The organism is Pseudomonas sp. PDM21 (assembly GCF_014852505.2).
Classification (GTDB): domain Bacteria; phylum Pseudomonadota; class Gammaproteobacteria; order Pseudomonadales; family Pseudomonadaceae; genus Pseudomonas.
Map to the genome: position 1 here is coordinate 6005523 of NZ_CM181223.1, position 23686 is coordinate 6029208.

Genomic DNA, 23686 nt, shown 5'->3' on the forward strand with positions numbered 1-23686 from the left:
ACTGCCGATTGCGAGGCGACTGCCGAGAGGGCTCACGGAGGGACACCAAAGCCTCCAGGCACGGACCATCAGGTTTTTCATAAGCAACTTATTCGTCAACGACTGAACTTGAACAACAGATGGCGCAGGCGCCGCCAGGTAACGCGGTTCCAATGCCAGATCGGCAACTGCAGCAGGACCGACCACGCGTACGCCTTGTCGTTGACCACCGAGTGCTTGAGCGCCTTGTTGATCACGCAGGCCAGCCCCTTTCTGTAACAAGGGTGGTCACGATAGGGGGTGATTGCCATCAGGTCGTAGATCAGTTGCTGCCGATACAAGGTCTTGGACAGATTGCTCGAATGTTGGCGATAGAGAGTCCCGAGGTCCGGCAAGACATCGACACGGTAGCCAAGGTGCGCAATCTTGAGGGTAATCTGGAAATCCTGAACGCGGATTTCAGGATCGTAAAAGCCGGCACGCCTCAAGGCCTCATGCCGATACATGGCAACGCCGCCACCCACCGCATGTGCGCGGGAAAGCAGATCATCGAACGTATGCTGGCGGACACCTGATGCTTTCTCAGATTTTATTTCGCGGCCACGCTCATCGATGTAGGTAACCTTGCTACCCACGCAGCCGACATCCGGGTGCGCCTGTAGATAGCCGGCCTGAACGCTCAATCGCCCGGGCAACATGACATCGTCGGAGTCCGGAGTAGCGATGAACTCACCACGCGCATGACTCAGCGCCGTGTTGAGCGCGCCACTCACGCCGGTGTTGGCCTGGCGATAGAACTGGAAATCGAAGCGCCGCTGCAGCGCCTCGATCTTCTGCGCACTGCCATCTTGCGAACCGTCATCGACGACGATCAACTCGAAATTCGGATAGTCCTGTTCGAGGATGCTCAGCAACGCATCTTCGATGTAACGCTCACGGTTGTAGCAAGGCACCAGCACGGAAATCAGCGGGTATTCCACAGACACCTCAATAACCGGCAGATAGTGGCCACAGGTCAGAACCCCAAAGCCAGTCGCCAGCGCTCCAGCATACCGGGCTGCGGCCTCTCACGCAGCGGGACAGCCATGGCCTGGACAATCCGTGCCCCGATCTGGCTGAACCCGAAACCTTCCACGGCCAGCATTCGGCCAGCCTCGGCAATGCGGGACGCGCGCTGCGGGTCATCCCGCAACTGCTGCAGTTTGCTGCACAGTTGGGTGACATCGCGGTACAGCACCACGTTGTGCATGTCCTGCAACCCCAGCGCGCGATTCTCCGCCTCACCCTGGTCATAGGCCAGCAGCACGCAGCCGCAGGCCATGGCCTCGAAATTCTTGATCATGTACTCGCCCATGCCGACATCCGCGCTGACAAAGAAGCGGATGCGGTTGAGCGTGTTCAGGTAGTCCTCACCCGAGTTGGTCTTGGTCACCAGCAGGTTTTCCACCCGTCCCAGTTCATCCAGCAGCGCCTTGCGGCCGCTGTAGGCGACGCTGCCGGTACTGCCGACGAAGGCCAGCTCGATGTCCCGCTCCCTGCCCAGGTCGTGCAGCAGGTTCTGATCGTAGCCCTTGGGCACGAAGACCGCATCGAAACCTTCCTGGCGCAGACGCTCGCTGACCACGAAGCCCGAGCTGATCACCCGCACCCAGGGCAGCCGGCGGTAGTGCGCACTGAACTTCCCGGTGTACTTGCAGGGGATGTAGTTCTGGTAGGCGTCGTGTTCGAGAATGACCAGGTTGGGCACGCTGCGGATGAAGGCTGCCTGGCGCATTTCCTTCTTGAAGCGCAGGAAAAACAGGATGCGATCGTACTTCGAGACATCCACGTGCTCACGGAAGTAACGGCGCAGGTTGGCCTGCTCGTCACTGGACAGCCAGCGCAGGTCACACTCGCAATGCTCAGCGATTCCGTCGTACAGGCGATCGAGGATGGCGCGTTGTTCTTTCTGGACCAGGAACAGAACCTTCATACCGACTTGCCCACCTCGGGAGCCAATGGTTGTGAGACCGCCGAACCGATCAGGTCATCGACCTGCTCGAGGCTGACCTTGGGAATCATCTCGGCAGGCAGCCGGCTGTCGCGGGAAAGATTGAACACCTGAAACCCCGGGTCGATAACCCGCCGCGCCAGGATGTCGAAGTGCGGCAGAATATGATCGCCGAAGTCGCCGTCCAGACGGCTTTTCACCTGGGCGCCGGCAGGGTCGTAGAACTGGCCGAGCGCCGAATTCATGTCGACCCCGACCAGGAACACTTTGTCGAAGCCGAGGAAATACGCGAGCTGCACCGCAGCGTACGCGATGGTGCGGGCATTGAAGTACCCACGCGCGTAGTTGCGGCTGAAACCGATGCGATTGGCGGTCTGGCTGAGCAGCGACCAGCGCATGACGAAGTCCGGGTCGCGACGGGCGGACCAGGCAAAGGAACGGTCGGAACGCCGCCGCACACCGATCCAGCGGTTGACCCGCTCCATCAGCAGCAGGCTGTCCGCTTCCAGCGATTGCGGTTCTTTCTCGTACAGCCGCTGCATCGACTCCAGATTCAGCGCAGACCAGCGCGCCAGGCGAATGCCACTGGCCAGCGCCGCGCTTTTCTTTTCCGCGACACCCGCGTCATCGCAAAGATAGAACAGCGGACGCAGGCCCGCCGCCTCGAAACAGGCGATGGAGCCGTTCATGGCGATCATCGGCACGCTGTCGTAGCGCTGCATCGGAAACTCGGCCACCGAAGGCCCGGAGGCGATGATGAACACCGGGCCGCTACAACTGTTGCGCAGCGGCTCCCAGGCAGACAGCGGCCGATACTGCCCGTCCGGCAGACGCAGGCCGCGCTCGCCGGAGCTTGTGACTTCCAGGGCCACGGCGGTCATCGTGCGCTTTCAGCCTCGAGCAAGGCCTGGATGTCACTGCACTGGACAACCGGTTTTCCGGCGAAATAGCCAGGTGCCCCGTGAAACTCGCTCCAGCGCTGGAGGAACACGAAGTCCAGCCCTGCGCCTTGCGCGCACTGGTGATCGAAGCGGCTGTCGCCCAGGAACAGTGCGGGACCCAGCAGATTGCCCGAGGCCTGTTCGCGGGCCAGGATGATGTCCTTCGGCGTCGGGCTGCCAAAGATTCCACCATCGAAGAGCACGTCCAGTCCTCGCATGGCGAACACCTCGCGCAGTTCGGCTTCATCGCCGCCGGAGACGATCATCCAGCGGCTCTGCGGTAACAGCTTGCGCAGACGCAACAGACCGGGAGCGACCGCGCACGCCAGCAGTCCTTTACGCACGGCACCGGCGTACTGCTCGAGCAGCACCGGCAAGTGCTCCTGCACGTCATCCACCCGGACGATCTGCTGCAGCAAATACTCGAACTTGCGATAACGGGATATCCCGCCATTGGCCTGGTGATAGTCGACGAATGCCTGCGCGGCGGCCGCGCCGAACGGCAGGGCAACCTGATGGAAGGCCTGGGTCTTCACTGCATTGGAGTCGAGAACGACACCATCGCAATCGAACGCCAGACAACGGTAGTCGGCGAGCGGGCGCAGCATCAGAGGTTCCGCGCCCGGATGGCCGCCTCGGCCGCATCGACATCTTCGGGGTTGTCCACGGCGATCGAATCCTGGGAGAGCTCCAGCATCCGCACCTCCCAGCCGAGTTCGAGGAAACGCAGGATCTCGATATCCTCAAGGCTCTCCAGCGGCGTCTTGCTGTCGCAGGCAGCGAAGGCCGCCAAGGACTCGCGGGGGAAGGCGTACAGGCAGACCTGGCGCCAGCCACGGACGAACTCGTTGCTCTTGGTGCCCGGAATGGTCGCGCGCGACATGTACAGCAGACGGCCGTCCGGGCGCAGGACGACCTTGGGCGTGCTGGTGCTGCGGAACTGCGCCTCTTCCTCGATGGCGCAGTAACCATTGAGCACTTCGCCGGGCCACTGGCCGCAGGCCTCGATCATCCGGCGCAGGTCGTCGGGGTTGAAGACCGGCTCGTCGCCCTGGACATTGATGAAGACCTCGGCATCGAGTTGCTGCGCGCACTCCGCCAGGCGATCGGTACCGGTCAGGCACTGCGAGGAGGTCATCAGCACGGAGATGTCGTGCTGTTCGCACACCTCACGAATGCGGTCGTCATCGGTTGCCACATGAATACGCTCGGCCGGACAGGCCTTCAGGCACTGCCTGTAGGTCCTCACGATCATGGGCACGCCGTTGAGCTGCACCAGCGGCTTGCCGGGCAAGCGGCTGGATTGATAACGGGCAGGGATGATGACGGCGTAATCGGGCGTAGCGACCATGGGCAACTCAGAGTGCGTAAATGGAAGAACAGGGTACCTGATAGCGGGTCGGTGTCACGGCCAGCAGCTCCGGCGCGCAGGCGTGTGCCTGATAGAGCTCCAGCACGTCGTTGACCTCGGCATTGCGCGGGTCTTCTCCCGGGTAGCCGTCGAAGCCCGCCAGCAGTACCCGCTGTGCCTTGCCGCTGGCGGCCACAGCCAGTGCATAGGCGGCGACCAGGGACGTCGGCAATGTACAGTGCCTCAGATGGAATCCAAAGCCCTGCTTGTCGATGGAGAGACCGAAGTCCAGTAATGCCTTGCCGTCGAGAGAATCGCGCACGTCCTCAGGCAACATGCCAGCCGGCGTGATCAACGGCTGCGGCAACCGCAGGTGCTCGGCGCCGTCGGCCATCAGGCGCAGCGGATGGCAGGCCGCACGCAGGTCGATCAGGTCCGGGGCAATGTCGGTCTGCGTATTCAGCGCAAGGACCACCGGACGGGCCTTGCGAATGTACTGCTCGATGGCCTCGCGGTGCCGTGCCACACCGTCACCGCTGCCCAGCAGCAGCACTTCCCGCCCCGCGAGCTGCTCCTGCGGCGCCCACTCACCATGGGGCTCACCGAGGTAGAAGTGGCGCGAGGCCTCCAGCGTGTCCGGGTTGTATTTCTTGCCGCCATTGGAGCGCAATGCCTGGATCGCCACCAACAGGTCGGCATTCCCATAGCGAGAGTCGGCAAGCATCTCCTGAACGTAAGTCGGGTGGATGCCGTGCAAACCGGTCAGGTAGTAGTAGGGATTGGTTCCCCAGCCATAGCGCTGCTGCATGGGCTGGAAGCGCTGCGCGACCAGTTGCAGCAACGGTGAAAGATTCCCGCTGCCCCTCTGCAGCGCCAGATATTCGATGCGTGCATTACCCGGTCCGCGCCCCATACCCAGTACCGTCCCGTCCACCCAGGTGGCGCCGGCATCGATAGCTTCCAGCGTGTTGGCGTGAGCCAGGGCGCGATTGTCGTGGGCATGGATGCCCAGAGGCCCCTTCCAGCCCTGGCGCAGCAGTCCGACGATCCGGCGAACGTCCGCCGGCGCCAGGCTGCCCATGCTGTCGGCGAAATACAGGACATCCAGCCCGAACGCCTGCGCCGCCTCCGCCAGTCGGACGATGGTTTCGTCCGCCTGCTCGGCGATCTGCATCAGGTTGATCCCGACCTTGTAGCCCTGCTGCATCAGCCACTGGCACGCAGGGAGCACCGCCTCGAACTCATGGGCGTGGCTGGCAATGCGCACCAGACCGACCGGAGAATGTTCCGCCGGGGCAAACAGCAGCCCGGCAGCAGCCCGCGCGCCATCGGTGTGCTGGACCAGCTCACTGGCGTTGACCATGACGCCGTAACAGATGCTGTCCACCAGCGGAAGGCTGCTCAGGAACGCATCTCGGCTGTAGGCGTAGCCGCCACGAAAGCCGTGGCGCGCAAAGCTGCGCAGCCCCAGCTCGACATAATCGATGCCGGCTGCAGCCATGGCCTGCAGATAGTCACGGACCAGTTCGGGATCGAAATCCCAATTGTTGTAGTAGCCGCCGTCGCGCAGCGTGCAATCCAACAGGAGTGTCTTGGAGTCACTCACGTGTTCGTCCCTCGAACGTGATGTGGAGACGAGTCAGCGCCCGCCGGTGATAGCCTTGACCAGCGGCAGACTCCAGAATTCCCGGCGCACCGCCTCATCGCAGAAGCGCGCCTGCAAACGCTGCTCCATCTGCTGCGCACACATCACCCGCTGCTCACGATCGAGCACCGACAGGTGGCGAAGCCCCTCGGCCAGCGCGGCCTCATCGCCCAACGGGAAGAGGATGCCCAGCCCCTCGACGATTTCCCCGGCGCCGCCGCCGGAGGTCGAGATCAGCGGCACTCCCGCGACCATGGCTTCCAGCAGGACCATGCCGAAAGGCTCGTGGTCGGAGGTCAGGGCAAATACATCGAAGGCCTTGAAGTAGCGCCTGGCGTCCGGAACCTGACCAAGGAACAGCACGCGGTCGGCGATACCCAGCTCGCGCGCGAGGTCCTTGAGGTCCTCTTCCAGTCTCCCCTTGCCGAGGATCGCCAGCAGGCTGTTGTGCGGCAGACGCGGCAGAGCGCGGGCGAAGCCACGCAGCAGGGTGGCCTGGTCCTTGTCCGGATGCAGGCGACCGACGTTGCCGACCACCCAGGCGTTGTCCGCCAGCCCCAGGTGCTGGCGGGCCGGATAGCGCTCGACCTGCTGGTCCCTGAGGGCGTCGACGTCGACCCGGTTGTACAGCGTCTCGATGCGATCCTGCGGCCAGGCCGGCAGGCAGGCACGGATTTCGTCGCGCACCGCGTTGGAAACGCCCAGCAGGCTCAGGCGTTCGGCGAAGAAGCGCGCGAACAGCTTGCGCCCCAGGCGCTGGAAGTCACCGAAGCCATGGTGCACACCGATGATCGGCAGCCTGGTGCCGAGCATGGCGATCCAGGTCGGCTTGAAACGGTGCGCGATGCAGAAGCGGAAATCGCGGGAACGGGCGATCTCGCGCAGGTCGCGGATTGCCTTGAGCTTCAGCCCGCGGATGTCCCGCGAGCTGTAGTCGAGGAAAAGCACCTCGTCGCTGGCGCAACCGGCCACGACTTCCGGATCAGGCGCACCGGTGAGGAACACCGTGGTAACCCGGTAGCCGGTGCCGGCGAACAGGCTGGCGTACTGACGGGCACAGTCGAGGAACGGCCCGTCATAGCCGTGGCAGAACTGCAGGACGCGCGGTTCAGCCGAGCGAGTCATAGGGCTCCGCGCCATCCTTGACCACCAGGATGTCCTGCATGATCAGGTACTGCAGGTCCGAGCCGTAGAACATGTTCAGGGCATCGGTCGGCGAGCACACCATCGGCTCGCCACGGCGGTTCAGCGAGGTGTTGAGCGCCACGCCGTTGCCGGTGAGCCGCTCCAGCTCCTTCATCATGTCGTAGTAGCGCGGGTTGAATTCGCGCTTGAGCACCTGGGCGCGGGAGGTACCGTCTTCATGGACGACTTCCGGCACGCGGGTCTTCCACTCCTCGTTGACCTCGAAGGTGAAAGTCATGAACGGCGCCGGATGGTCGATCTTGAACATCTGCGGGCCGACGGTATCGAGCATCGACGGGCAGAAGGGCCTCCAGCGCTCGCGGAACTTGATCTGCGCGTTGATGCGGTCAGCCACGCCGGGAACGCTCGGGCAGCCGATGATCGAGCGGCCGCCAAGGGCGCGCGGGCCGAACTCCAGGCGACCCTGGAACCAGGCCACCGGGTTGCCGTCCACCAGCACCTTGGCGATCAGCTCGGACAGGTTGTCGATCTGGCGCCAGGTCGGCTTGGCCTCGTGGCGGGCGCAGGCGGCGATGACGTCTTCGTTGCTGTATTCCGGGCCGAGGTAGACGTGTTCCATCTTCTCGACCGGCACACCACGTTCCCAGGACACGTACGCGGCGGCGCCAACAGCGGTGCCGGCATCGCTGGCCGCGGGCTGCACGTACAGCTCCTTGACCTCGGGACGGGCGATGATTTTCTGGTTGAGCTTGACGTTCAGCGCGCAACCACCGGCGAAGGCGATCTTGCCGGTCTCGCGGATGATGTCGCCCAGGTAGTAATCCATCATCTCCAGCGACAGCTTCTCGAACAGGGCCTGGATGCTGGCGGCGTAGTGGATATACGGATCGTCGGCGATGTCGCCTTCACGTTTCGGGCCGAGCCACTCGATCAGCTTGGGCGAGAAGTAGTAACCCTTGCCCTTTTCCTTGTAGCGACGGAAACCGATGACGTTGGCGTACTCGGTATTGATGATCAGCTCGCCGTTCTCGAATTTGGCCAGGCGGGAGAAATCATACTTGCTGGCATCGCCGTAAGGCGCCATGCCCATGACCTTGAACTCGCCGTCGAGCATGTCGAAACCGAGGTACTCGGTCAGCGCTCCGTACAGGCCGCCCAGGGAGTCCGGATCGTAGAACTCCTTGATCTTGTGGATCTTGCCGTTCTCACCGTAGCCGAAGAAGGTGGTGGCGTACTCGCCCTTGCCGTCGATCCCGAGGATCGCCGTCTTCTCCTTGAAGCCCGAGCAGTGGTAGGCGCTGGAGGCGTGGGCCAGGTGGTGCTCGACCGGCTGGATCTTGGTCTTCTTCAGGTCGAAGCCCAACTGCTGCAGGCACCACTCGATGCGCTTGTAGTAGCGCTTGTAGCGGCGGTTGCCGAGCAGGATGGCGTCCAGCGCGCGGTCCGGTGCGTAGGCGTAGCGCTTGGCGTAGTGCCAGCGGGCCTTGTCGAAGATGCTGATGGGGGCAAAGGGAATGGCCACCACGTCAACGTCCGACGGTTTGATCCCGGCCTGCTCCAGGCAGAACTTGGCCGACTCGTAGGGCATGCGGTTCTTCGCGTGCTTGTCGCGGACGAAGCGCTCTTCTTCGACGGCCGCGACCAGCTTGCCGTCGATGTACAGGGCGGCGGACGGGTCATGGCTTACGGCGCCGGACAGGCCGAGGATGGTCAATGCCACAGGGTCTAGCCTCTTTCATCTGGGCGGGTGCCAGGCACCCGCGGTAAACGTTCGTCGAGCAGCCGGTGCAGTGCGCTGCCCTCTGGCCAGTTGCGCAGGAAGCGCGCACGGTCACGGGCATAGGCGCGGGCGAAGCTCGCTTCTCGCGAGTGGCGCTGCATGGCATCCAGGTCGATCAACGACCACTGCCCGCCTTCGCCCTGCTCCTGCCAGAACAGGTTGTGCCCTTTCAGGTCGCCGTGGCTGATGCGCTCGCGCACCAGCGCCGCGAACAGTCTGTCCAGGGCCACAAGATCCGATTCCGGCGGCAGGCCGCCCCCCTCCGGATGGTCCAGGTAGGGTTTGAAACGGGCGATTATATCCTGACCCGCCAGGTAATCGGTAATCAGGAAGGCCGGGCCGCGCAGCCACAGCCAGCGCCGCTCGATCACCGCCAGCGGCTTGGGCGTGGCGATGCCGAGGAAGTCCAGGCGGTTGCCCTCGCGCCAGGAGGCCCAGGCGCGACTGGGGCGCCAGAAACGTTTGAACCAGTGCAGCAGGTTCTTGATGTTGTAGCGCTTGACCACCAGAGGCCGGCCATTCAGCTCCACGCGGGCGACAGTCGCGGCACCGCCGGTCTTGTAGACGTGTCCGCGCTGTATGTAGGCGTCCGGATCGGCCAGCAGTGGCTGCAGGCCCTCCTCTTCCTCGCGGCGTACCGCGCGCAGGCCAAAGGGCCCCTTGAACACGCTGAACAGGCTGCAGTCGCGGGCGATCTTCTTCATCAGGTCGCCGACCCGCCAGCGTCGAACCCTGGCGATTTCCTTCTGCAGGGCCTCCAGCGGCAGTGCGTGCTCGCCGTTGGCCAGCAGGTAGTGGATCAGCAGCTCTTCCAGATACGGATCGAGGCTCGCTGGCAACTGGGCGAAGAACACCCCGAGGTTTTCCAGCACGTGCTTGCGCGATAGCGGCTGGCCGGCGGTTTCCGCACGGATGCCGGCGCCGTCGATCAGGTACAGCTGGCCGGCGTGGCGCAGCAGGTTGTCCAGGTGCAGGTCTTCCTGCCACAGGCCCCTGGCATGCATCTGGGCGATGGCAGTCAGCGCCTCGGCGATGACGGCGGTCTGGCCATCGGACAGCAGCGGCTCGCCCTCCAAGGCACGCCAGGCGTCCCAGAGGCTCTCGGCGTTATCGAGGAATTCGAAGAGCAGCCAGCCGCCCTCGCCGTCCTTCAGACCGTCGGCCAGCAGCTGCGGCGTGGTCAGGCCCTGTTCGGCGAGCAGTCGCACACCGTCGCGTTCGCGCTGGAACTGCTTCGCCGCACGGCCGCCAACCAGCAGCTTGGCCAGCACCGGGCGGCCGCGCCAATTGGCCGCACCGACGTAGCGCTGGCCGGGCAGAACGCGCAGCAGGCTGTCCAGGCGCAGCTCGGCCGGGCCGGCGCCGTCTTCCAGCTCGATGCGCAGGGGCAGCGCCGGAGCGCGGCCGGCATCGCGCAGGGCAGACAGCCTCATGCGCGGTTTTCCTTCTTCTTGCGGCGCGCGCCCAGGCGGCGGTACCAGTCGTCAACCTCCGGGCCGCCGGAAGCGGTGCCCAGGTAGGCCGCCAGCAAATTGCGCACGTCGGTTTCGTTCCAGTCCGGCGCGCGGCGCAGCAGAGGCTCGAGGTCGCGCACGCGGTCGCGCTGGCCGAACCACAGCGGACGGGTCTTTTCCAGATCAATCAGGGTCGCCTCGAAGGCGTCGTCGGTTTCGCGCAGGAAGATGTGCTTGGGATAGAAGCAGCCATGCATCTGCCCGGCCTCGTGCAGGCGACGGGCGAGCATGCCGCAGGCGCGCAGGATGGCCTGGCGACGCTCGGCGGGCAGGTTCGACCAGCCTTGCAGGAGGTTATCGAGGTCACGCCAACCGTCCAGAGCGCGGGTCATCAGGATCGCCCGGCGCTCGCCGCCGACCTGCCGTGCGCCGAAGAAGGCCGCCTGCATCGACGGAATACCGAGCTGGTGATAGCGCTGGATGTTGCGGAACTCGCGGCTGAAAGTCGGCTCGCCGAGTGGACGCTTCAGGCTGCGGGTCAGGTGATTGCTCTGGCGCTTGAGGTAGTAGGCGGTGCCGTCCAGCTCCAGGCGGTACACGCTGCTCCAGCCGCCGCGCTCGGTGTTGGGCTCGTCCACGGCTTCCAGCTGCAGGGCCCAGAGGGCGTCGAAATCGGCCAGGGCGTTGTTTTCCAGCAGGGCCTGGTCACCCTCGGCAATGAAATCCTTCACTCGCGTCCCTCGAAGAAATGGACGATCTGCCGGACACGCTTCTTGTCCGACGCGTTCAGTCGCTCGCGGCGACGGTACAGCAGGTAGAACTGCAGGCGCTGCGTGTAGGAGAGATGGTACTTGGCGACCTTGTCGAGGGTGGCCAGGTCCTTGGTGATGCGGTAGCGCAGCATGAAGCTGACCCAGAAATCACCGATCGGGCAGTCGATGAAGTACACCGTGCCCTCCCCGTCCACCAGGATGTTGCGCCACTTCAGGTCGTTATGGGTGAAGTGGTGGTCATGCATGGTCCGGGTGTAGCCAGCCAGCTGGCGCATGACGTGCGCGACCCAGGCGCGATCCTTCAGACGCGGATCGTCCTGCTTGGCCAGGGCATGCAGGTCCTCGGTGCCGACCAGCTCGCGGGTGATGATCGCGCCACGGGAGAAGCCGCCGTTGACGCGCTCCAGGCCGTAGGCCACCACCTTAGCGGTCGGTATGCCCCACTTGGCGAACTGCTTGAGGTTCTGCCACTCGGCCTTCACTCGCGGGCGCGGCAGGTAGCGGCGAAAGCCCTTGCCCGGCTTGCGGTAGCGCTTGACGTAATAGCGCACGCCGTCGCGTTCGATGCGCACGACGTCAGACATCGCATCCTTGGTGATGCGCTCACCTTCGAGGGCGAACACGGCATCCAGGCTGCCGAAATCGGCGGCGAGATGCTGGTAGTCGGCTTCGAGTACCCAGCCGGCCATCAGAGCAGGTCTCCGTATCGTTGTTTGCGGTCGTAGAGCTTGGCCGCCTTGCGCTCCATCCACGCCAGCAGCGCGGCTTCCTCGCGAAGGATGTCACGCAGCGGACGCAGGAAGTAACCGCGCAGGAAGCGCAATTTGTCACGGCGCGTAAGGCCGATGTCCAGCGCGGAGAAGTACAGCGCCGCCAGGTCCTTGTCGCGCCAGCGGCGCGGGGTGGCGGCGCGGGTCTGGGCGCGGTGCAGGTCGATCACCGACAGGCGCAGGTCATCGGCGCTGATCGGGCGGTCGGTATGCAGCAGGAAATGGCAGATGTAGCAGTCGCGATGATTGACCCCGGCGCGATGCATGGTGCCGACCATCTTCGCCACTTCGGCGATCAGCGCGCGCTTCAGGCGCGGCTCGGGCGGTGTCTGCAGCCAGTCCAGCGAGAGGACTTCGAGGTCGGTGGTGGGCGCCAGCTCTTCGGTGACGATGAAGGAGTGCTGCGCGGCCGGATTGCCGCCGCGCTCGCCGTAGGCCACCGCGGTCATGGTCGCCACGCCGGCCTGGTGCAGGCGCTCGAGGGCTCGCTGCTCCTGGCCCGCACCGAGCACGGGAAGCTTGGCACTGAACAGGTTCTTGACGATCTCGCCCCAGCCGATGCCGCGGTGGATCTTCACGAAATAGCCGCGACCTTCAACTTCGGTGCGCAGCGTGCGACGGCCTTCCAGCTCGCGGTAGACCTTGCCCTGCAGGCGCTCGACTTCGGCGAACGGATCCTTTCCGGCCCACAGGCGTTTGAATGGCTCGTGCAGTTCGAGCTTCATGCGCGCTCCCGCAGGATCAGGTCGGCGGCGTGCTGCGGCATGCTGTAGAGATCGGCGCTGTCGGCGAAGACCAGGCCGTTGCGCCCCCACTCCGCCCGCGCTGCATCGTCCTCCAGCATCTGCTGCAGCATCGTGTTCAAACGGTCCTGCTCGAACGGCGACGGCACCACACGGCCGGCTTTCGCCTCGTCGATGTAGTGCGCATAGCCGCAGACGTCGGTGACCAGCACCGGCAGCCCCGCAACCAGCGCCTCCAGCAGCACGGTGCCGGTGTTCTCGTTGTACGCCGGATGGATCAGCAGATCGGCACCGAGCAGGAAGCGCGGAATGTCGCTGCGCCCCTTGAGAATCTGCACATTGTCCGACAGGCCCAGCGCCTTCACCTGCAGCAGGAATGGTTTGGGATCGTCCTGGCCGATGGCGATCAGGCGGGTGCGCTTGCGCAGCGAGCGCGGCAGCGCGGCCAGCGCCTTGAGGCTGCGGTCCAGGCCCTTGGTCTTGAAGCCGGAGCCGATCTGCACCAGCAGCAGGTCATCGTCGCCCAGCTTGAACTCGCGGCGGAATTCCGCGCGGATTTCCCCGGCATTGGCCGGTGCGCGGCGGTCCTGGGCGATGCCCGGCGGCAGCAGGTGGAAGCGTGCCTCGGGGGTGCGGTAATGCTTGATGAACAGCGGCTGCTGGACTTCGGAGATCATCAGGATCTCGGTCTTCGACTCCGGCGCGAACACCGCTCGCTCGTAGTCGGCGAAGTGCTTGTAGCGGCCCCAGCGGCGGTAGAAGGAATTGCGCAGAGTCTGCGCCTTATCCTCGAAGCAGCCGTCGGCGGCGTAGTAGACATCCAGGCCGGGCATCTTGTTGAAGCCGATCACCCGGTCAACCGGCGAGCGCGCGAGGTCCGCGGCCAGCCAGGCACTGAATTTCTCGTTGCGGCGATGGTTGAACAGCGACTTCACCGGCGCCACGCGCACGTCGAAGCCCGGCGGCACTTCGCCTTCCCAGATTGGCGTGTAGACGCGGATCGAATGGCCGCGCTGCTGGCATTCCAGGGCGATGCGCATGAAATCGCGCTGCAGCCCGCCGAACGGGAAGTATTTGTAGAGAACGAAAGCCAGGGTCATCGAAGCGTCTCCGGGGCCAGCAGCAGTGCCTCCAGCTGGTTCGCCACGCGCTGGGGATTCAGGCGCGTGAAGCACAGAGGCTGTTCATGCCGCAGGTCGAACTGGCGCTTGTCTTCGGCCGTCGGCTGGTAGGTGCAGGTCTTCTGCAGGCAGGGCGCGCACGAAGGCCAGTCGGCGGCCAGGTGCACCTGCGAACGCCCGTAGGCGCCGGTCAGACCGGGGTTGGTCGGGCCGAACAGCGACAGCGTCGGCACGTCCAGGGCGGCGGCCAGGTGTCCGAGCCCGGTGTCGACCGCCACGCAGGCGGAAGCGCCGGCCAGGACCTTGGCCATGCCCGCGAGGCTTAACTTGGGGAGTACCGAGGCGTTTTCCAAGCCTTCGGCGAGCCGTTCGGCGCGTTGCCGCTCGGCGTCGCTGCCCCACGGCAGGCGGACTTGCCAGCCGCGCTCACCCATGCGCTGGGCCAGCTCGCGCCAGTAGACCTCGGGCCAGTGCTTGGTCACCCAGGTAGTGCCGTGCAGGAACACCAGGTAGGGCTCGGTCTCCACCGAATCCAGCAGGCGATTGCGGTCCAGGCCGTAGTCGCCGGTGCCGGTGGGCAGCGGGTAGTCCAGCGCCTGGGCGAACAACTGGCGCACGCGCTCGACGGCGTGCTGGCCCCAGGCGACCGAATAGGCACGGTTATAGAAGCGGCTGGCGGCCGGCTCGCGGGCCGACTCCTTGTCCAGCCCGGCGACCGGCGTGCGGCGGCGCGCGTAGCGGGTCAGCCAGGCGCTTTTCAGCAGGCCCTGGGCGTCGATCACCAGGTCGTAGTCGACTTCCTTCAGGCGGCGCTTGAAGCGACCCCATTCGCCACTCTTGAGCGTCTGCCAGAGGTTCTTGCGCCAGCGGCGGATCGCCACCGGGATCACCTGGGCCACGGCCGGATGCCAGGCGGGAATCTCGGCGAAGCCCTCTTCCACCACCCAGTCGAACTGGATGCCAGGAATGGCGCGGGCAGCGTCGGTCAACGCCGGCAGGGTGTGGATGACATCGCCCAGGGACGAGGTCTTGATCAGCAGGACCCTCATTCAGCGCTTTCCACATCCACCGGGTCGGCGACCAGTCGGTCCAGCGCTTCGATCACCGGGCGCGGCTTCAGCTCGCGCAGGCAGTTGTAGTGGCCGAAGCGGCACACGCGATCGAAGCAGGGGCTGCATTCCAGGCCGAGGCGGACGATCTCCACGGCATCGGCCAGCGGTGGGGTGAACTGCGGCGAGGTGGAGCCGTAGACCGCCACCAGCGGGCGGTTCAGCGCGGCGGCCACGTGCATCAGGCCGGAATCGTTGGTGACCACGGCGCCGGCGCAGGACATCAGGTCGATGGCCTCGGCCAGGGCGGTCTCGCCGGCCAGGTTCACCGACTCTTCGCGCAGGCCGGGAATCAGGCGCATGCGGATGTCTTCGCCACCGGGATGGTCGTTCTTCGAACCGAAGATCCACACCTGCCAGCCGGCGCGTATCTTCACCTCGGCGACCTTGGCGTAGTACTCGGCCGGCCAGCGCTTGGCCTCGCCGAACTCGGCACCGGGGCACAGCGCCAGTACCGGGCGGTCCAGGCTCAGGCCGAACTTGGCCAGCGCGGCCTCGCGGCTCTGCGGGTCGATGGACAGGCGCGGCTGTGGATACGGCTGCGGCAGCTCGGCGCCCGCCTCATAGGCCAGGGCCATGAAGCGCTCGATCATCAGCGGATAGCGCGCTTTATCCAGTGCGCGGATGTCGTTGAGCAGGCCGTAGCGCATCTCGCCCTTCCAGCCAGTGCGCTTGGGGATACCGGCGAAGTACGGCACCAGCGCCGACTTCAGCGAGTTGGGCAGGAGGATCGCCTGGTCGTACTGCCCCTTGAGGGTCTTGCCGATGCGCCGGCGCGAGGCGATATCCAGCACGCCGTGGCCAAGCGGGAAGCTCAGGGCCTGGCGCACTTCGGGCATGCGCTCGAGGATCGGCCGGCTCCAGTCGGGCGCCAGCACGTCGATCACGCAGTCCGGATGCTGCCGCTTCAGACACTGGAAGAGCGTCTGCGCCATCACCATGTCGCCCACCCAGGAGGGGCCTACGATCAGAATTCTCATGCCTTTTCCGAAAACAAGCGGGGAGGCTCTCGCCTCCCCGTACTCCATTCATCCAGCCGCAAGGCGCGGGCCTCTACGGTCGGGTGCCGAGCAGCGAATGCCGGCAGTCTAGCCCAGCCACTCTTAGGGCCGGGCGGTTTTCGTCACTCCCTGTGACCTGGCGCAATGGCATTACGCGCCTTGCTCCTGCTGCCAGCCCAGCACTGACAGCGCGATCCGTTCCGGCGAGCATCATCTCGCCGGATGCTATCTGTTTCATGGGAAATCGCAGCGAATCAGGTCAGCTCAAAGGCCTTCCACATCTGCATCACCATGCGACGTTCCGCATGGAAGTGATCGCCGCTCACCACGCCCGGCTGCTTCTGCAGGGACAATCGGTGCGCCGCTGCCCGGTAGGCCTTGTAGGCGTCCTGCAGCTTCAGGACATCCTCGCCGGACATCAACCCGACCCGCTCCAGGGCTTCCAGAATGCGGATATTGTCGGTGAACTCCACCAGCTCCGGGTGCTGCCACGACCAGGCCAGGGCGGCGTATTGCACCATAAATTCGATATCGACGATACCACCGGCATCCTGCTTGAGATCGAACGGGGCCGCGGCCTCGAAGGCATTCGCCGCAGTACCGGCGGCCGTGCTCGGGGTGCCGAGGTTGTCGCGCATCTTCGCGCGCATTTCGCTGACTTCCTTGCGCAACTCAGCCAGGTCGCGCTGCTGGCCGAGCACTTTCGCGCGGATCGCCTCGAACGCCACGGCCACCCGCTGACAGCCGGCGAGCACGCGGGCGCGCACCAGCGCCTGGTGTTCCCAGGTCCAGGCCTCGCCCAACTGGTAGGCCTCGAATGCACGCAGCGAGCTGACCAGCAGGCCGGAAGCACCGCTCGGGCGCAGGCGCATGTCCACCTCGTAGAGCATGCCTGAAGGCGTCTGCGCGGTGAGGAAGTGGATGATCTTCTGCCCCAGGCGCGTATAGAACTGCGCTCCATCGATGGGCTTGGCGCCGTCGGTTTCGCTCTGCGGGTCGCCGTCGTGGATGAACACCAGGTCGAGGTCAGAGCCGTGGCCCAGCTCCAGACCGCCGGACTTGCCGTAGCCGATGATGATGAAGTCCGGGGCGCAAGGCGTTCCGTCCACGCGGGTCGGCCGGCCGTGGCGCTGGACCAACTGGTCCCAGGTCAGGCTCAGTACCTGCTCGAGGATGGCTTCAGCCAGCCAGGTCAGGTAATCGCTGACCTTCATCAGCGGCAAGGTACCGGCGATTTCCGAAGCCACCACGCGCAGGGCGTGGGCCAGCTTGAAGTGGCGCAGGGTTTCCATCTGCTGCTCGAGGTCATCCTCGGGGATGCGCATCAGCCGCTCGCGCAGTTCGGCGCCCAGCTCGGCGGCCTGTGGCGGACGGAACAGCCGCCCTTCATTCAATAGCTCGTCGAGCAGGATGGGGAAGCGGGCGATCTGCTCGGCCACCATCGGGCTGGCCGCGCAGAGCGTCAGCAAGCGCTCCAGCGCGCCGGGGTTTTCGGTGAGCAGCACGAGATAGGCAGAACGCCGCGCCACCGCCTCGATCAGCGGCAGCACTCGCTCCAGCAGCGCATCCGCCGGGCCGCGCTCGGCGATCATGTTCAGCAGGCGCGGCATAAAGGCATCCAGCCGCTCGCGGCCCAGGCGCTGCATGGCGCGCACCTGCGGGCCATTACGCAGGTCGGTCAGGCGCTTCCAGGCCGCCGCCGGCTGGGCGAACCCGGCGTCGGCGAACTGCCGGCAGGCGGACTCTTCATCGACCGCCTCTTCCCACAGCGGAATCCACTCGCCGCCGATGGTGGTATCCACCCGGCCTTCTTCATCTTCATCCGGGTCGGCGATGACCTGACGAAAATGCCAATCGATGCGCTCGCGCCACTGGTTGGTGGCCTGGTGGAAGGCCGACCAGTTGGCGAAGCCCATGATGAAGGCGACGCGGATACGCTCGAACTCATCCTCCGGCAGCATCTGGGTCTGACGGTCGGCGATCGCTTGCAGGGCGTGCTCGGCATAGCGCAGGAACTCGTAGCCCTCGCGCAGCTCGGCAACCACCTGCGGCGGCAGGTAGCCCTGCCCCTCGAGGATCGCCAGCACCCGCAGCAGCGGTCGCTGCTGCAGGCTGAGGTCACGGCCGCCGTGGATCAGCTGGAAGGCCTGGGCGATGAACTCCACTTCGCGGATGCCGCCGGCACCCAGCTTGATGTTCTCGCTCATGCCCTTGCGCCGGACTTCCTGCTGGATCAGCTGCTTCATGGTGCGCAGCGCCTCGATGGCGGAGAAGTCCAGGTAGCGCCGGTAGACGAACGGACGCAGCAGCTCCAGCAGGCGCTGGCCGGCCTCCTGGTCGCCGCCGACCACGCGGGCCTTGATCATCGCGTAGCGCTCCCAGTCGCGCCCCTGGTCCTGGTAGTACTGCTCCAGCGCGGCGAAGCTGTGCACCAGCGGGCCGCTGGAGCCATAGGGACGCAGGCGCATGTCGACGCGGAAGGCGAAACCTTCGACGGTGATCGCATCCAGCGACTTGATCAGCTTCTGCCCCAGACGGGTGAAGAACTCCTGGTTATCCAGCGCGCGCTTGGCGCCCTGGGTCTCGCCGCCCTCGGGGTAGCCGAAGATCAGATCGATGTCGGAAGACAGGTTCAGCTCGCCCGCCCCCAGCTTGCCCATGCCCAGCACGATCATCTTCTGCGGCAGGCCCGAGCGGTTGCCGATGGGCACGCCGAACTGCTGGCAGTGGCGCTGGTAGAGCCACGCCAGGGACTGGTCGATGCTGGCGTCGGCGAGGTCCGACAGGTCGCGGCAGGTGCCGGCCAGGTCGCTGCGGCGGGTCAGGTCGCGCCAGATGATGCGCATCTGCTGGCGCCGGCGGAAGCGGCGCAGGCGGCGGCCCAGCTCGTCCTCATCGGCGCAGTCGGCCAGCAGCGCTTCCAGCTGCGCGCCCATCTCGCCGGGCTGCAGGGCACGCTCCAGCTCGCCGGTCGCGGCCAGCGCCAATAGAAAGGCAGGATCGCGCTGGACCTGCTCGGCGACGAAATCGCTGCCGGCGGTGACGCGGGCGAAATCGGCATGCCGCTCGTCGGACCAGCTGTCGAAACTGGCGATCTGCTCGGCGGAAAGCGCGGCGATGGCGGTGCGGAAATTCTGCTCAGCGCGCTCGGCGAGAGGCTTGAGAGTAGCCGGCAAAGCGGCCAGGGACGGCAGGCTCATGGTCTATCCTGAGTGGTCGGCGAGGCGCCGGCATTCCTGTCTTTTCGCGCCCCTGTAGTTTTACTACTAACTTTTTCAGGGGGAGGGATGTATCCGCTGGCGATTTGTAGTAAAACTACAACCCGCCGGGCGTACCCCCGGAGCACTTCCAAGAATTCGCCGCGTCGCCCACGAGGTTGGCGCAGCTATCGGCAACGATCTACTGGCTTCCGATTCTGGAAGCCTTTCCGCCCTGGAGCAAGCCATGCAAGACCTCGATCCCGTCGAAACCCAGGAATGGCTGGACGCCCTGGAATCGGTCCTGGACCGTGAAGGTGAAGACCGCGCCCATTACCTGATGACCCGTATGGGCGAGCTGGCCAGCCGGTCCGGCACCCAACTGCCCTACGCGATCACCACGCCGTACCGCAACAGCATCCCGGTCACCCACGAAGCCCGCATGCCCGGCGACCTGTTCATGGAACGCCGCATCCGCTCCCTGGTGCGCTGGAACGCCCTGGCGATGGTGATGAAGGCCAACAAGGCCGACCCGGATCTGGGTGGTCACATCTCCTCCTTCGCCTCCTCGGCGACCCTGTATGACGTTGGCTTCAACTACTTCTTCCAGGCCCCGACCGACGAACACGGCGGCGACCTGGTGTTCTTCCAGGGCCACGCCTCCCCCGGCGTCTACGCCCGCGCCTTCCTCGAAGGCCGCATCAGCGAAGACCAGCTGAACAACTTCCGCCAGGAAGTGGACGGCAACGGCCTGTCTTCCTACCCGCACCCCTGGCTGATGCCGGACTTCTGGCAGTTCCCGACCGTTTCCATGGGTCTGGGCCCGATCCAGGCGATCTACCAGGCGCGCTTCATGAAGTACCTGGAAAGCCGCGGCTTCATCCCCGCCGGCAAGCAGAAGGTCTGGTGCTTCATGGGCGACGGCGAGTGCGACGAGCCCGAATCCCTGGGCGCGATCTCCCTGGCTGGCCGCGAGAAGCTGGACAACCTGATCTTCGTCATCAACTGCAACCTGCAGCGCCTCGACGGCCCGGTTCGCGGCAACGGCAAGATCATCCAGGAACTCGAAGGCGTGTTCCGTGGCGCCGAATGGAACGTCAACAAGGTGGTCTGGGGTCGCTTCTGGGACCCGCTGTTCGCCAAGGATACCGCCGGCCTGCTGCAGCAGCGCATGGACGAGGTCATCGACGGCGAGTACCAGAACTACAAGGCCAAAGACGGCGCCTACGTGCGTGAGCACTTCTTTGGTGCGCGTCCGGAGCTGCTGGAGATGGTCAAGGACCTCTCCGACGAGGAAGTCTGGAAACTCAACCGTGGCGGCCACGACCCCTACAAGGTCTATGCGGCCTACCACCAGGCGGTCAACCACAAGGGCCAGCCGACCGTCATCCTGGCCAAGACCATCAAGGGCTACGGTACCGGTTCGGGCGAAGCGAAGAACATCGCGCACAACGTCAAGAAGGTCGACGTCGAGTCCCTGAAGTCGTTCCGCGACAAGTTCGACATCCCGATCAAGGATGCCGACCTGGAAAACCTGCCGTTCTACCGCCCCGAGGAAGGCAGCGCCGAAGCCAAGTACCTGGCTTCCCGCCGTGCCGCGCTGGGCGGCGTGATGCCGGTTCGCCGCGAGAAGAGCTTCCAGGTCCCGGTTCCCCCGCTGGAAACCCTCAAGGCCATGCTCGACGGCTCGGGCGACCGCGAAATCTCCACCACCATGGCCTTCGTGCGGATCATCTCGCAGCTGGTCAAGGACAAGGAACTCGGCCCGCGCATCGTCCCGATCGTGCCGGACGAAGCCCGTACCTTCGGTATGGAAGGCATGTTCCGTCAGCTGGGTATCTACTCCTCCGTCGGCCAGCTGTACGAGCCGGTGGATAAAGACCAGGTGATGTTCTACCGCGAGGACAAGAAAGGTCAGATCCTCGAGGAAGGCATCAACGAAGCCGGCGCCATGTCCAGCTGGATCGCCGCGGGTACCTCGTACTCCACGCACAACCAGCCGATGCTGCCGTTCTACATCTTCTACTCGATGTTCGGTTTCCAGCGTATCGGCGACCTGGCCTGGGCCGCTGGCGACAGCCGCGCGCACGGCTTCCTGATCGGCGGCACCGCCGGCCGTACCACCCTCAACGGTGAAGGCCTGCAGCACGAAGACGGTCACAGTCACCTGCTGGCGGCGACCATCCCGAACTGCCGCACCTACGATCCGACCTACGCATACGAGCTGGCGGTGATCATCCGCGAAGGTTCGCGCCAGATGATCGAAGAGCAGCAGGACATCTTCTATTACATCACCGTGATGAACGAGAACTACGTCCAGCCGGCCATGCCCAAGGGCGCAGAGGAAGGCATCATCAAGGGCATGTACCTGCTCGATGAGGACAAGAAGGACGCCGCGCATCACGTGCAGCTGCTGGGTTCGGGCACCATCCTGCGCGAAGTCGAAGCCGCCGCGAAGATCCTGCGCGAAGACTTCGGCATCGGCGCCGACGTCTGGTCGGTACCGAGCTTCAACGAACTGCGCCGCGACGGCCTGGCTGTCGAGCGCTGGAACCGCCTGCACCCGGGCCAGAAGCCCAAGCAGAGCTACGTCGAAGAATGCCTCGCCGGCCGCAAGGGCCCGGTGATCGCTTCCACCGACTACATGAAGCTCTACGCCGAGCAGATCCGTCAGTGGGTGCCGAGCAAGGAGTTCAAGGTCCTGGGCACCGACGGCTTCGGCCGCAGCGACAGCCGCCGCAAGCTGCGCGACTTCTTCGAAGTCGACCGCCACTGGGTCGTGCTGGCCGCGCTGGAAGCCCTGGCCGATCGCGGTGATATCGAACCCAAGGTCGTGGCGGAAGCCATCGCCAAGTTCGGCATCAACCCCGAAAAACGCAACCCGCTGGACTGCTGAGGAGAGGCACGATGAGCGAACTGATTCGTGTACCCGACATCGGCAATGGTCAGGGTGAAGTGATCGAACTGCTGGTCAAGGTCGGCGACACCGTCGAGGCCGATCAGAGCCTGCTGACCCTGGAATCCGACAAGGCCAGCATGGAAATCCCCTCGCCCAGGGCCGGCGTGGTGAAGAGCCTGAAGGTCAAGGTGGGCGACACCCTGAAGGAAGGCGACGAAATCCTCGAGCTGGAAGTCGAGGGTGGTTCGGCTGCCGCCGAAGCGCCCAAGGCCGAAGCGCCGGCTCCGGCTGCGGAAGCTCCGAAGGCAGAGGCTCCGGCCGCTGCCCCGGCGCCGGCTGCCGCGCCCGCCGCAGCCAGCGTCCAGGACATCCACGTCCCGGACATCGGCTCGGCCGGCAAGGCCAACGTCATCGAAGTCATGGTGAAAGCCGGCGACACGGTCGAAGCCGACCAGTCGCTGATCACCCTGGAGTCGGACAAGGCCAGCATGGAAATCCCCTCGCCGGCTTCCGGCCTGGTGGAGAGCGTATCGATCAAGATCGGTGACGAAGTCGGCACCGGCGACCTGATCCTCAAGCTCAAGGTCGCGGGCGCTGCAGCCCCGGCCGCCGCAGAAGCTCCGGCTGCTGCACCGGCTCCGGCCGCTGCCGCTCCGGCCGCAGTTCCGGCACCGGCTGCCGCGGCTCAGGCCAAGGCTCCGGAAGCTGCTCCGGTGGGTGCGCCCAGCCGTGACGGCACCAAGGTTCACGCAGGCCCCGCGGTGCGCATGGTCGCCCGCGAGTTCGGCGTCGAGCTGGGTGAAGTCAAAGGCACCGGTCCCAAGGGACGTATCCTCAAGGAAGACGTGCAGGCGTTCGTCAAGGAACAGCTGCAACGCGCCAAATCCGGCGCACCGGCTGGCGCTACCGGCGGCGCGGGCATCCCGCCGATTCCGGAAGTCGACTTCAGCAAGTTCGGCGAAGTGGAAGAAGTGGCCATGACCCGCCTGATGCAGGTTGGCGCCGCCAACCTGCACCGCAGCTGGCTGAACGTGCCGCACGTGACCCAGTTCGACTCGGCCGACATCACCGAGATGGAAGCCTTCCGCGTGGCCCAGAAAGCGGTCGCGGAGAAGGCCGGCGTCAAGCTGACCGTGCTGCCGATCCTGCTCAAGGCCTGCGCTCACCTGCTCAAGGAAATGCCGGACTTCAACAGCTCGCTGGCCCCCAGCGGCAAGGCGCTGATCCGCAAGAAGTACGTGAACATCGGCTTCGCCGTGGACACGCCGGACGGTCTGCTGGTCCCGGTGATCAAGAACGTCGACCAGAAGAGCCTCCTGCAGCTCGCCGCCGAAGCCGCCGAACTGGCCGAGAAAGCGCGCACCAAGAAGCTCTCCGCCGACGCCATGCAGGGCGCCTGCTTCACCATCTCCAGCCTCGGCCACATTGGCGGCACCGGCTTCACGCCGATCGTCAACGCGCCGGAAGTGGCGATCCTGGGTGTCAGCAAGGCGACCATGCAGCCGGTGTGGGACGGCAAGGCCTTCCAGCCGCGCCTGATGTTGCCGCTGTCGCTGTCCTACGATCACCGCGTGATCAACGGGGCGGCCGCCGCGCGCTACACCAAGCGCCTGTCCGACCTGCTGGGTGATATCCGCACCCTGCTCCTGTAAGCGCTGCAAGTGTTGTAAAAGGCCGGCCCCGCGCCGGCCTTCCTCTCGACGAGCACGCCACGCTCGTACTCTCCAGCCCTGCCGGATGGCGGGGCTTCTTTTTGTCCGGACCGGCGGTCACGCCTGGCTCCCGGC

Annotated in this window: 18 protein-coding genes; 2 read left to right on the plus strand and 16 right to left on the minus strand. The window is 65.2% G+C overall.

Translation table 11 applies throughout. From position 1 onward, the window contains the following. Positions 1 to 95 precede the first annotated feature (95 nt). The 16 genes from IB275_RS27760 to glnE form a co-directional block, all read right to left on the minus strand. Positions 96 to 959, minus strand: a complete 864-nt coding sequence (locus tag IB275_RS27760) for a glycosyltransferase family 2 protein (RefSeq protein ID WP_192293054.1) — start codon at positions 957 to 959, stop codon at positions 96 to 98. A gap of 35 nt (positions 960 to 994) precedes the next feature. Next, positions 995 to 1951, minus strand: coding sequence for a glycosyltransferase family protein (locus IB275_RS27765; protein ID WP_192293061.1), 957 nt, complete (start codon positions 1949 to 1951; stop codon positions 995 to 997). Further along, on the minus strand, positions 1948 to 2850 hold the full coding sequence (locus tag IB275_RS27770) for a WaaZ-like lipopolysaccharide core biosynthesis protein (protein WP_225601727.1): 903 nt from the start codon (positions 2848 to 2850) through the stop codon (positions 1948 to 1950). Before IB275_RS27770 ends, IB275_RS27765 begins: the two co-directional genes overlap by 4 nt. Next, a complete protein-coding gene (locus IB275_RS27775) occupies positions 2847 to 3518 on the minus strand; it encodes an HAD family hydrolase (RefSeq protein WP_192293063.1) in 672 nt (223 codons plus the stop codon). Before IB275_RS27775 ends, IB275_RS27770 begins: the two co-directional genes overlap by 4 nt. Beyond that, positions 3518 to 4261, minus strand: a complete 744-nt coding sequence (locus IB275_RS27780) for a 3-deoxy-manno-octulosonate cytidylyltransferase (RefSeq protein ID WP_192293065.1) — start codon at positions 4259 to 4261, stop codon at positions 3518 to 3520. The genes IB275_RS27775 and IB275_RS27780 overlap by 1 nt, the downstream gene beginning before the upstream one ends. A gap of 7 nt (positions 4262 to 4268) precedes the next feature. Next, the gene (locus IB275_RS27785) at positions 4269 to 5867 is read right to left on the minus strand and encodes an aldolase catalytic domain-containing protein (protein ID WP_192293067.1); all 1599 of its coding nucleotides are present in this window, start codon (positions 5865 to 5867) and stop codon (positions 4269 to 4271) included. 33 nt (positions 5868 to 5900) lie between these two features. After that, positions 5901 to 7031: a glycosyltransferase gene (locus IB275_RS27790; protein WP_192293069.1), complete on the minus strand. Its 1131-nt coding sequence runs from the start codon at positions 7029 to 7031 to the stop codon at positions 5901 to 5903. Then, entirely contained in the window at positions 7015 to 8772 is a 1758-nt protein-coding gene (locus IB275_RS27795; RefSeq protein WP_192293071.1) for a carbamoyltransferase family protein, read from the minus strand. Before IB275_RS27795 ends, IB275_RS27790 begins: the two co-directional genes overlap by 17 nt. A gap of 5 nt (positions 8773 to 8777) precedes the next feature. Then, complete coding sequence (locus IB275_RS27800) at positions 8778 to 10265, minus strand: lipopolysaccharide kinase InaA family protein (protein ID WP_192293073.1); 1488 nt, start codon at positions 10263 to 10265, stop codon at positions 8778 to 8780. After that, positions 10262 to 11017 (minus strand): lipopolysaccharide kinase InaA family protein, encoded by a 756-nt coding sequence (locus IB275_RS27805; RefSeq protein ID WP_138213983.1) that lies wholly within the window; start codon positions 11015 to 11017, stop codon positions 10262 to 10264. The genes IB275_RS27800 and IB275_RS27805 overlap by 4 nt, the downstream gene beginning before the upstream one ends. Beyond that, positions 11014 to 11748 (minus strand): lipopolysaccharide kinase InaA family protein, encoded by a 735-nt coding sequence (locus IB275_RS27810; RefSeq protein ID WP_138213982.1) that lies wholly within the window; start codon positions 11746 to 11748, stop codon positions 11014 to 11016. Before IB275_RS27810 ends, IB275_RS27805 begins: the two co-directional genes overlap by 4 nt. Continuing rightward, positions 11748 to 12554, minus strand: coding sequence for a lipopolysaccharide core heptose(I) kinase RfaP (gene rfaP, locus IB275_RS27815; protein WP_138213981.1), 807 nt, complete (start codon positions 12552 to 12554; stop codon positions 11748 to 11750). The genes IB275_RS27810 and rfaP overlap by 1 nt, the downstream gene beginning before the upstream one ends. Beyond that, on the minus strand, positions 12551 to 13672 hold the full coding sequence (locus IB275_RS27820; RefSeq protein WP_192293075.1) for a glycosyltransferase family 4 protein: 1122 nt from the start codon (positions 13670 to 13672) through the stop codon (positions 12551 to 12553). Before IB275_RS27820 ends, rfaP begins: the two co-directional genes overlap by 4 nt. Continuing rightward, positions 13669 to 14742, minus strand: a complete 1074-nt coding sequence (gene waaC / locus IB275_RS27825; protein ID WP_192293084.1) for a lipopolysaccharide heptosyltransferase I — start codon at positions 14740 to 14742, stop codon at positions 13669 to 13671. Before waaC ends, IB275_RS27820 begins: the two co-directional genes overlap by 4 nt. After that, the gene (gene waaF, locus IB275_RS27830) at positions 14739 to 15782 is read right to left on the minus strand and encodes a lipopolysaccharide heptosyltransferase II (RefSeq protein WP_192293086.1); all 1044 of its coding nucleotides are present in this window, start codon (positions 15780 to 15782) and stop codon (positions 14739 to 14741) included. Before waaF ends, waaC begins: the two co-directional genes overlap by 4 nt. Positions 15783 to 16057: 275 nt before the next feature. Next, positions 16058 to 19003: a bifunctional [glutamate--ammonia ligase]-adenylyl-L-tyrosine phosphorylase/[glutamate--ammonia-ligase] adenylyltransferase gene (glnE, locus tag IB275_RS27835; RefSeq protein ID WP_192293088.1), complete on the minus strand. Its 2946-nt coding sequence runs from the start codon at positions 19001 to 19003 to the stop codon at positions 16058 to 16060. Between the two features lie 244 nt (positions 19004 to 19247). Between glnE and aceE the strand changes: the two genes are divergently transcribed. After that, positions 19248 to 21896: a pyruvate dehydrogenase (acetyl-transferring), homodimeric type gene (gene aceE, locus IB275_RS27840; RefSeq protein WP_081515467.1), complete on the plus strand. Its 2649-nt coding sequence runs from the start codon at positions 19248 to 19250 to the stop codon at positions 21894 to 21896. A gap of 11 nt (positions 21897 to 21907) precedes the next feature. Then, positions 21908 to 23551, plus strand: a complete 1644-nt coding sequence (gene aceF, locus IB275_RS27845; RefSeq protein WP_192293090.1) for a dihydrolipoyllysine-residue acetyltransferase — start codon at positions 21908 to 21910, stop codon at positions 23549 to 23551. Positions 23552 to 23686 lie beyond the last annotated feature (135 nt).